10 protein-coding genes are annotated in these 10,208 nt (G+C 67.7%); 4 read left to right on the plus strand and 6 right to left on the minus strand.

Annotation, left to right across the window (positions count from 1 at the left end; all coding sequences use genetic code 11):
• The first annotated feature begins 1 nt into the window (after position 1).
• The 3 genes from nuoL to nuoN are packed head-to-tail and all read left to right on the plus strand — an operon-like array spanning position 2 to position 5,129.
• Complete coding sequence (gene nuoL / locus ACWEH3_RS17590; RefSeq protein WP_450016960.1) at positions 2-1,888, plus strand: NADH-quinone oxidoreductase subunit L; 1,887 nt, start codon at positions 2-4, stop codon at positions 1,886-1,888.
• A complete protein-coding gene (locus ACWEH3_RS17595; protein ID WP_450016958.1) occupies positions 1,885-3,507 on the plus strand; it encodes an NADH-quinone oxidoreductase subunit M in 1,623 nt (540 codons plus the stop codon). Before nuoL ends, ACWEH3_RS17595 begins: the two co-directional genes overlap by 4 nt.
• The gene (gene nuoN / locus ACWEH3_RS17600; protein ID WP_450016956.1) at positions 3,504-5,129 is read left to right on the plus strand and encodes an NADH-quinone oxidoreductase subunit NuoN; all 1,626 of its coding nucleotides are present in this window, start codon (positions 3,504-3,506) and stop codon (positions 5,127-5,129) included. Before ACWEH3_RS17595 ends, nuoN begins: the two co-directional genes overlap by 4 nt.
• A gap of 60 nt (positions 5,130-5,189) precedes the next feature.
• On the opposite strand, the gene ACWEH3_RS17605 is transcribed toward nuoN, so the two are convergent.
• From ACWEH3_RS17605 to ACWEH3_RS17615, 3 genes are read right to left on the minus strand one after another with little or no spacing between them, the layout of a single operon-like run.
• Positions 5,190-6,017, minus strand: a complete 828-nt coding sequence (locus tag ACWEH3_RS17605; RefSeq protein ID WP_355074010.1) for a helix-turn-helix domain-containing protein — start codon at positions 6,015-6,017, stop codon at positions 5,190-5,192.
• A 5-nt stretch (positions 6,018-6,022) separates the two neighbouring features.
• Positions 6,023-6,571, minus strand: coding sequence for a DUF6879 family protein (locus tag ACWEH3_RS17610; RefSeq protein ID WP_450016953.1), 549 nt, complete (start codon positions 6,569-6,571; stop codon positions 6,023-6,025).
• Complete coding sequence (locus ACWEH3_RS17615; protein ID WP_450016951.1) at positions 6,571-6,804, minus strand: hypothetical protein; 234 nt, start codon at positions 6,802-6,804, stop codon at positions 6,571-6,573. The genes ACWEH3_RS17610 and ACWEH3_RS17615 overlap by 1 nt, the downstream gene beginning before the upstream one ends.
• A 250-nt stretch (positions 6,805-7,054) precedes the next feature.
• Between ACWEH3_RS17615 and ACWEH3_RS17620 the strand changes: the two genes are divergently transcribed.
• Complete coding sequence (locus ACWEH3_RS17620; protein ID WP_159929549.1) at positions 7,055-7,297, plus strand: MarR family transcriptional regulator; 243 nt, start codon at positions 7,055-7,057, stop codon at positions 7,295-7,297.
• Between the two features lie 39 nt (positions 7,298-7,336).
• Here the strand turns inward: ACWEH3_RS17620 and ACWEH3_RS17625 are convergent, their stop codons facing one another.
• The 3 genes from ACWEH3_RS17625 to ACWEH3_RS17635 all read right to left on the minus strand — a co-directional run.
• On the minus strand, positions 7,337-8,167 hold the full coding sequence (locus ACWEH3_RS17625) for an alpha/beta fold hydrolase (RefSeq protein ID WP_450016949.1): 831 nt from the start codon (positions 8,165-8,167) through the stop codon (positions 7,337-7,339).
• 97 nt (positions 8,168-8,264) lie between these two features.
• The gene (locus tag ACWEH3_RS17630) at positions 8,265-9,086 is read right to left on the minus strand and encodes a YceI family protein (protein WP_450016947.1); all 822 of its coding nucleotides are present in this window, start codon (positions 9,084-9,086) and stop codon (positions 8,265-8,267) included.
• The coding region (locus ACWEH3_RS17635) for an MSCRAMM family protein (RefSeq protein ID WP_450016945.1) at positions 9,086-10,208 on the minus strand (1,123 nt) is incomplete at its 5' end. The genes ACWEH3_RS17630 and ACWEH3_RS17635, both read right to left, overlap by 1 nt.

Genomic DNA, 10,208 nt, shown 5'->3' on the forward strand with positions numbered 1-10,208 from the left:
CGTGGACACCGCAACGCTGTGGCTGCTGCCCGCCCTCCCCCTGACGGGCGCGATCGTCCTGCTGCTGACCGGACGCTACGCCGACAAGTGGGGCCATCTGTTCGGCACCGCGCTGGCCCTGGCCTCGTTCGTAGTCGCCGCGCTCGCGTTCGCCGACATGCTCGGGCGCGACACCGCCGACCGGGCAGTGCGCCAGGACTTGTTCAGCTGGGTCCCGGTAGCCGGTCTCCAGGTCGACTTCTCGCTGCGACTCGATCAGCTGTCGATATGTTTCGCACTGCTGATCACCGGCGTCGGCTCGTTGATCCACATCTACTCGATCGGCTACATGAGCCACGATCCGGCGCGGCGGCGGTTCTTCGCCTACCTGAACCTCTTCCTCGCGGCCATGCTGCTGCTGGTCCTTGCGAACAACTACCTCGTGCTCTACCTCGGCTGGGAGGGCGTCGGCTTGGCCTCCTACCTGCTGATCGGGTTCTGGCACGAAAAGCCTTCGGCGGCAACGGCGGCCAAGAAGGCGTTCGTCGTCAACCGGGTCGGCGACATGGGCTTGGCGATCGCGATGATGGTCATGTTCGCGACGTTCGGGTCGATCGACTTCGACGTCGTGTTCGGCGCCGCGTCCGCCGCGGGCGAGGGCACGCTCACCGCGATCGGCCTGTTGCTGCTGCTGGCCGCGTGCGGCAAGTCCGCGCAGGTGCCGCTGCAATCCTGGCTCGGTGACGCGATGGAAGGCCCCACGCCGGTGTCGGCGCTCATCCACGCGGCCACCATGGTCACCGCGGGCGTGTACCTGATCGCGCGCTCCAACGCGATCTTCGACCTCGCACCGAACGCGCGCCTGGGCGTGGTGCTGGTCGGCGCGGTCACCCTGCTGTTCGGCGCGATCATCGGCTGCGCGAAGGACGACATCAAGAAGGCGCTCGCCGCCTCCACCATGAGCCAGATCGGCTACATGGTGCTGGCCGCGGGACTCGGCCCCGCCGGATACGCCTTCGCCATCATGCATCTGCTCACCCACGGGTTCTTCAAGGCCGGGCTGTTCCTCGGCGCCGGTTCGGTGATGCACGCGATGGACGACGAAACCGACATGCGCCGCTACGGCGGACTGCGCACCCTGCTGCCGATCACCTACGTCACCTTCGGCCTCGGCTACCTCGCCATCATCGGTGTTCCGCCGTTCGCCGGATTCTTCTCCAAAGACCGGATCATCGAGGCGGCGTTCAACCAAGGCGGCCTCGGTGGGGTCGCCTTGGGACTGGTCACGCTGCTCAGCGCGGGCCTGACCGCGTTCTACATGACGCGGGTCATGCTGATGACGTTCTTCGGCGAACGGCGCTGGAAACCGGACACCCACCCGCACGAAGCCCCCGCGGTGATGACCGGGCCGATGATCCTGCTCGCCCTCGGCTCGATCGGGGCGGGCGCGGTGTTCGTCTTCGGCTCCTCGCTGCAGAACTGGCTCGAACCGGTCGTGGGCGCCCACCACGGCACCGAAACCGTTCCCGCGGCGCTGGTCACCATCCTGGCGCTGGGCGTGGTCGCCGTCGGCGTCTGGGTGGCCTACTCGCAGTACGCGCAGCGCGACATCCCCGAGACCGCACCCGAAGCCGTCTCCGCGCTCACCGTCGCGGCGCGCCGCGACCTCTACGGCGACGCGGTCAACGAAACGGCGTTCATGCGGCCGGGACAGTACCTCACCCGGGCGCTGGTCTTCCTCGACAATCGCGGCATCGACGGCGTCGTGAACGGCATCGCGGCGCTGATCGGCGGGTTGTCCGCGCGAGCCCGGCGTGTGCAGTCCGGCTTCGTGCGCTCCTATGCCCTGTCCATGTTCACCGGCGCGGCCCTGGTGGCCGCAGCCCTGCTGGCGGTGAGGTTGTGGTGAGCGAGTTCCCCTGGTTGACGACGCTGTGGCTGGCGCCGGTCGTCGGTGCGGCGATCGTGCTCGTGCTTCCCGCCGCGCGACGCACGCTCGCGCGCGCGGTGGCACTGGCCTTCTCGGTGCTCACGCTCGGTATCGGCATCGCGCTGGCGGTGCGCTTCGATCCCGGCGGGGCGCAATACCAGTTCATCGAATCCCATCAGTGGATTCCGGCGTTCGGCGCCGGCTACACCCTCGGACTGGACGGCATCGCACTGGTACTGGTGCTGCTGACCGCGGCACTGGTGCCCCTGCTGATCCTGGCGGGCTGGCACGACGAACGCGAAGTCGGCAGCGGCAAGCGGGTGGCCCACACCTACGTCGCGCTCATCATGCTCGTCGAGGCGATGGTGCTGGTCTCCTTCGTCGCCTTGGACATCCTGCTGTTCTACGTCTTCTTCGAGGCGATGCTCATCCCGATGTACTTCCTCATCGGCGGGTTCGGGCCGCGCACCGGCGACGCGCTGGTGCGCAGGCAGCGCTCGCGCGCGGCGGTGAAGTTCTTGCTGTACAACCTGTTCGGCGGGCTGATCATGCTGGCCGCGGTCATCGGGTTGTACGTACTCACCGCCCGCGAAGGTTTGGGCGAAGGGTCCTCGGGCACGTTCGATTTCCGCACCGTGGTCGCCGCCGCCAACGCCGGGCAGCTCGGCGCGGGTCCCGCGGTGCTCAATGCCCTGTTCCTCGGGTTCATGTTCGCTTTCGCGGTGAAGGCGCCCTTGTGGCCGCTGCACACCTGGCTGCCCGACGCCGCCGTCGCCGCCACGCCGTCCAGCGCGGTGCTGATGATGGCGGTGGTCGACAAAGTGGGCACCTTCGGCATGCTGCGCTACTGCCTGCCTCTGTTCCCCGACGCGGCGAGCACCTATGCGCCGCTGGTGATCACGCTCGCGGTGATCGGCATCGTCTACGGCGCGCTGCTGGCCATCGGGCAGACCGACGTGATGCGCCTGATCGCCTACACCTCGATCTCCCACTTCGGTTTCATCATCCTCGGCGTCTTCGCCATGACCAGCCAGGGTCAAACCGGCGCGACGCTGTACATGGTCAATCACGGCATCTCCACCGCCGCACTGTTCCTGGTGGCCGGGTTCCTGGTGTCGCGGCGCGGAACCCGGCTCATCGCCGACTATGGCGGCGTGCAGAAGGTGGCCCCGGTGCTGGCGGGCACGTTCTTCATCGCCGGTCTCGCGACGCTCTCGCTACCCGGGCTCGCACCCTTCGTCAGCGAGTTCCTCGTGCTGATCGGTACCTTCACCCGCTACCAGTTCGCCGCCGTGATCGCCGCGAGCGCGCTGGTGCTCGCTGCCCTCTACGTGCTGTGGCTCTACCAGCGGATGATGACCGGACCGGTGAAGAAAGGCAACGAGCGGATCTGGGATCTCGCCCCGCGCGAACTCGCCGTCGTGATACCGCTGATCGCCGCGCTGGTGTTCCTCGGCATCTACCCGAAAGTCCTGACCGACTTCATCAATCCCGCGGTGAGCCAGACCCTCACCACCATCGGCCGGACCGACCCCGCACCGTCGACACCACCGGCGGAAGCGGGATCGACCCACCATCCCGGAGGTGTCCACAAATGACCGACCTCGCCTCCACCGCGACGCTCGCCGCGAGCGTTCCCGCGCCGAGCATCGAATACGGCGCCCTGTCCCCCATGCTCATCGTGTTCGGCGCCGCCGTACTCGGTGTGCTGGCCGAAGCGTTCGTCGCCCGGCACTACCGCTACGCCACCCATCTGGTGCTGAGCGTGGTCGGCTTGGTCGCCGCGCTGATCGCGGTGGTGCTGCTGGCAGGCACCGAATCCACCGCTGTCGCCGGTGCGGTCGCGATCGACGGCGTGACCCTCTTCCTGCAGGGCACGATCCTGGTGGTGTCGCTGCTCGGGATCCTGTTCATCGCCGAGCGCGGAGCCGAGCCGCGTCTGCGGGCGCGGTCGGGCCCCGGAACCTGGAGCCGAGCCGCCGCCACCCTCGAACGCGGTGTGGACGCGTTCACGCCCCAGGCCTCGGCGGTGCCCGGCAGCGCGACCGAAGCCGCGGCGCTGCGCGCGGGTGTCGCGACCACCGAGGTGTTCCCCCTGACGCTGTTGGCCGTCGGGGGCTTGCTGCTGTTCCCGGCGTCCAATGACCTGCTGACCATGTTCGTCGCCCTCGAAGTGCTATCGCTGCCGCTATATCTGCTGTGCGGTCTGGCCCGGCGCAAGCGGTTGCTCTCCCAAGAGGCGGCGCTGAAGTACTTCCTGCTCGGCGCGTTCTCCTCGGCGTTCTTCCTCTACGGCGTCGCGCTGCTGTACGGCCAGGCGGCTACGGTGCGACTCGGCGGCATCGCCGACGCGATCGCCCAGCATCCGGACAACGCGACGCTGGCGGTCCTCGGGATCGCGATGCTCGCGGTCGGCCTGCTGTTCAAGATCGGCGCGGTGCCGTTCCAGTCCTGGGTCCCCGACGTCTACCAGGGCGCTCCCACCGCGATCACCGGGTTCATGGCCGCGGCCACCAAGATCGCGGCGGTCGGTGCGTTGGTGCGTGTGCTGCAGGTCGCGGTGCCCGGTCTGCGCGACGACTGGCGGCCCATACTCGCGGCCGTCGCGATCGCCACCATGGCCGTCGGCGCGATCATGGCGATTACGCAAACCGACGTCAAACGAATGCTTGCGTATTCCTCGGTGGCGCACGCCGGGTTCCTGCTCACCGGCCCGGTGGCGGCCAACGCCCGCGGTGTCGCCGCCGTGCTGTTCTATCTGCTGGCTTACGGCATCGGCACACTCGGCGCGTTCGCGGTGGTCAGCTTGGTCCGCGAGCCGGACGGTGACGAGGCCACCGGCCTGCAACGGTGGGCGGGGCTGGGCCGCAGGTCACCCTGGCTGGCAACGGTGTTCGCGCTGTTCCTGCTTTCCTTCGCAGGGTTGCCGCTCACCAGCGGCTTCGTCAGCAAGTTCGCCGTCTTCGAGGCCGCCGCTTCAGGCGGCGCGGCACCACTGGTCGTCATCGGCGTGATCTGCAGCGCCGTCGCGGCGTTCTTCTACCTGCGGGTCATCGTGCTCATGTTCTTCACCGACCCGCCCGCCGACGCGCCGGTGCTGGTCAGCCCACCGCTGACGACGACGATCGTGGCGATCACCGCGGCGATCACGTTCGCGCTCGGTGTCTTTCCGCAGCCGTTGCTCGACCTCGCCGATCAGGCGGCGACGTTCGTTCGCTGACCGGCCCGATGCCGCCGCCGCACGACCGCGGCGGCATCGTCGTCTCACGGCTCGACGCGCTCAGGCGCCGCGCCGGCCTTGCAGCGCTTTCGCGATCAGCGCCCGGGCGCGATCGCCGTACTCGGCTTGGTCGGCAAGGATCGCGAAGGTCTTCTCGTGCAGAGCGATCTCGGACGGGCGCGTGATCGTCAGCTCCGCCGAGACCGTCTCGGTCAGCACCTGTGAGCGGTCGTAGATGACGAAGTTCGTCGCGGGGGCGCGGTACTCGGCGCAGATCGGGATGATGCCCAACCGCACAGTGGGGTTGGCCATCACCGCGAGCAGGTGGGCGAGCTGCTCGGCCATGACGGTCGCGTCGCCGACCGTGCGCCAGAGCGCGGCCTGGTTGACCACGAAGTGGAACCGGTGTTTCGCCCGGAAGAGCACCTGCTTACGGGTCATGCGCGCGGCCACCGCTTCTTCCAGGTCGTCGCGCCCACCGGTCACCGCGATGCAGGCGGTCAGGATCGCGCGCGCGTAGCCCTCGGTTTGCAGCAGCCCCGGCAACGTGTCCGGCGCGTACCAGCGGATCTGCGTGGTCTGCGATTCCAAATGGATCGATTGCCGTTGCCTGCGCGCGTGCCCGGAGGCGACGGTGCGCTGCCATTCCAGGTACATCGACTGCAGATTGCGCGCATTGGCGACCAGATCGTCCAGCACGGCGGTGTTACCGCACGCTTCACACCACGCGGCGAGGTCCGCTTCCGACGGCGTCTGCTTGCCGCCCTCGATCCGGGAGACCTTGCTCGAATGCCAGCCGCACCTCGCGGCCAGCTCCAGGCCGGTGAGGTGGGCAGCGCGACGAAGTTCACGCAGGCGCGCGCCCAGCACCTCGCGTGCGTCCGACACACCGTTCACTCGGGTACGTGCTCACTCTCGCAATATCGTTGATGATCGATGCCCATGGGCCACAGCCGTTCCCGCACCCGCAGGTACCGGGCGACCAGCGCTGGATCAGTACTGATAGACAGCCCGGTGAACGCCCCGTTCTCGGCGAAGGTGTTGAAGGCCACCGTGTCCGAGTCGAACAGCCAGTAGTCGTCGTGCGGCAGATCCGCCGCGTCGACCAGATGCCGCGGTAGCCAGCGCACCGCCTCGCCGGTGGCGATGTTGTCGTCGGTCGCCGACAACAACCACCGGGTGTAGCCGGTATGCGGGACCGTCACGACACGTAGTCGCTCCAGCGTGACTCCGCGGGTGGCCGACTCGACCATCAGAGCATCCCAGGCTTTCCACGACTCGGGCTGTTCCTCTCGCTCGTACGCTACTCCGGCATCGAAGCGGCGCAACGCTTCCTGCTCGTCCTCCATCACGTACTGATCTCTCACCTCCAAGTGGAAAGCGCGGAATCGAGCCGCCCGAAAGAGCGGCTCGAAACAGCGGTCACCGGCGACGTGCAGCATCAGCGCACCACCACGGCGGTTTCGTGACAGTCGAGGGTCAACTGGGCGAGCAGTTCCGGGTCGGTGACCGGTTCGCCGGCCACCAGCACCGAACCGCAGGTTCCACTCGCCTCCACCCGTAGCCACATGCCGGGTTCCAGCCAGTCCAGCAATTGGTGCGGTACACGCACCGTGCCCGTGCGGTCGGTGGCATCGCCCTGCACCACGAGCACGCCCGTGTCGGTCGTGTACACGGCGGGGCAAGCTCCATGGTCGGATCCGGATCCGAGAAGTCGCAGGTTCATAGCTGATCCTTTGCGAGAGCTGGCGGACGATGTCGTGCAATCGTCCCCACCGGACCCGATGCGGGTCAACGCACTTCGCAAAGTCGCGCAAAATGCAGGCGGCGGTATCGGTGTGGCTTCTACCGTCGATTCGGCAACCCGAGCCACCGCGCCGATGTCGGTCCCGGGCTGCCTTCTCCTCGAGGGAAAGGGCCGCGACATGATGAGACGCCCCAGGACTGCCGCCGATTTCGCGGTGCTGGGTGTGCTGGCGCCGGGTGGATTGCTCACTGTGGAGCAACTGGCGCAGCAGGCGCGACTGACCGCCTGGTCGGTGCGCAGCGCATTGCTGCGCCTGCAGTCGCGTGGTTTGATCATGGACTGCCAGCACCGCGGCCGCTGGGCCATCACGCCGCGCGGCCGCGGCGAGTGGGCCGCGAAGGGCCGCAGATTCACGCTGTGAGTCGTATCCCGCGACTTCGCAGGCGACACTCCAGCCGATTCAGGACTTGTCGAGGATTTCGCGCAGCCGGTCGGCGAAGGCGCCAGGATCGTCGACGAATCCGGTGTGTCCACCGGGAAACAGCGTTGGCGTCAGGTCGAGCGCCGCGGCGAGCGCGCGCGAGGTGCGATCACAGAATTGCCCGGCGGATTCCGCGCCGATACCGATGACGAGACGAGTGGACGCGTGGTGCAGGGCGCGGATATCGGGTTCCCAGGTTGTGGTGCCGCGGATCTCGTGGGCGAACCAGTAACGTTCACTGGCCAGCTGCCGCGGGTCGTGCTCCGGGCCGAACATCTGCTCGAGCACCGGCTCGGGCATCGCAATGTTCGCGGCCGCGAAGAACTTCCGCCAAGCGCCGAGCACGTCACCTCGGGCATAGGTGGCGACGAGGTCGTCGGTCGCGGCTCGATGCGCGTCCCGGTCGGCGATCAGCGCGTTGATCGGTGGTTCGTGCGCGATCGCCGTAGTGACGAGATCAGGACGAGACTGGGCCAGTGCGAGCGCGGTCACCGCACCGCCACTGGACCCGAAGACCACCGCGGGCCCGGCGTCGACGTGCACGATCAGCCGGGCGAGGTCGTCGGCGCGCAGTTCCGGCGTCGAGTCCTCTTCGGTGTCCTTCAGCGTGGAACTTTGGTGCCCGCGCGGGTCGGTGGTGAGCACGGTGCGGTCCACGGCCAGCAGATCGGCCAACGGCGCGAACGCGGCGGCATGCATCGGCGCGCCCGCCAGTACGACCAGCGGGCCCGCGCCACGCAGTTCGTAGTACAGGTGCGCGCCCGGGACGTCGAGGGTCCGCGCGGTGACCGCGGACGGCAGATGGGTCATGGGTTCTCCTCGTGCAGTCGGTTCCCTCTTCGGAATGCGGACGATGTGCACGAACGAAATTCATCGACCCAGCGCAGATCATTTCTCCCGCAGCCGGCTAGATTGCGGGTAGCTGCTCGCCCTGTACGACTTCGATGTCGAGGTCGATTTTGACGGTGGCGCCGACGGCGGCCACTCCCGCGCGCACGACCGCGTTGTAATCGATCGCGAAATCGTTGCGATGCAACACTGTTTCGGCGTGGAACGCAGCACGCACGCCGCCCCATGGATCCGCTCCGAAGCCACCATAGGTGACCTCGAGATCGACCGGGCGGCGTTGCCCGTGCAGGGTGAGCTCACCCGGCATCACCCAGGTGTCACCACCGGTACGACGCAACCCGCTGCCGGTGAATGTGATCAGCGGATAGGTGCCGACATCCAAGAACTCCGGCGAACGGAGGTGATTGTCACGCGCAGAGATACCGGTATCGATACTCGCCGCTTTGATCTCCGCGTGTCCGGTGGACCGCTCGAACGGCTCACCGATATCGAACCGCCCGCTCACCTCGGCGAATCGGGCCTTGATACTCGCTATACCCAGATGACGCACCGTTGCGATCACCGTCGAATGCACCGGATCGATCGTCCACGGTCCCGGTGGCGGTGCCGCCACCGTCCCGGCGATCGGCACCAACACCATCTCCCCGAGCACACCCGTCCCTGCTGGAGAGATCCGCACGGCCCGCGCTACGGGCTCGAACCCGACAGCGGTGAGCACCGCGGTATGAACACCCGCGGGCAACAGCTCAGTGCCCACCGCGCCGGTCTCGTCGACGACCGCACGGGCGATCTGGCGCCCCGTCATATCCGTCACTGTCAACACTGCGTTCGGCACCGGCCACCCTTGTGCGGTGCAAACACGACCGGTCAATCCGCTCATCAACGATCCTCGATCTCGTAACCGAGCCGCACATCGTAGGCGACCTCGCCACCGGACACGGTGACCTGCCCGGTCACCGGCGGATAACCGCGCGCAACGACGGTGTACTGCCCTTCGGGCAGGTCGGTCACGACATACCGGCCGTTCTCGTCGGTGTGTGCCGTGGCGGTCACCTGCCCCGCGGCGTCGAGCACACTGACCAGGACATCCGGCACCGCTCGGCTGCCCTCGGCCCACGCGGAGCCGGCAAGCACCGCCATCGTGGCCAACTCGATGTCATGACGCAAGACGCCGCTGTCCGGCACCGTCAATGTGGTGGCACTGGGACGCATACGCTCAGCGACCGCGACCAGGGTATAGACACCCGAGACCACACCGCGACATAGGTAGGTGCCGTCGCCGCCTGTGACAGCCGACCCGACCACCTCGCCACGCAAATCGGTCAACGTGACGGTCGCACCCGGCAGCGGCACACCGGAGCCGGCGGTACGAACGACACCCGACAACTCGCCGGAGCCCACCAAGGTCAGATCCAGGTGATGGGGCCGCTGGCCGACCGACACGTTCACCGCGGTCGGCTGGTGCCCCATCGCCGACACGATCAACACATAGTCACCCGTCTCCGGCGCGGTGATCGCATAGCCACCATCAGCAGCACTGTTCGCCCGCGCGACCTGACGGCCACCGTGATCAACCAACGTCAACACCGCACCCGGCACCGGACGACCGTCTTCACGATGGACACGACCACCCAACGCCCCACCATCGAAGTCCGGCCCCGGCAAGCCGCCGGTCGACTGACCGTTCTGTGCCGACGCGGCCACCCGGTACACACGACCGTTCTGCTCTACCACCGCATGCCGCCCGATCGACGCGGCTGCGACCGGCTCGGGCAACACCCGCTCGGCACCTTCCCAGAGTTGGTTTTCGTCCCAGCTCGACTCCGCGAATGCGTCCAGTTCGGCCTCCAGTGCGGCCATGTCGTCCGTGGCAGTCGGATCGCCTTGCACCGCGGACTTTTTCGTGGTCGGGTCGAGGGTGGGGTCGATGTCGATTGTGCGGCGTAGGGGGCGGTTGGGTAGTAGTGCGGTCGCGATGAGCGCGACGGTTGTCGCGGCGGTG

The sequence above is a fragment of the Nocardia sp. NPDC004718 genome (assembly GCF_053601535.1).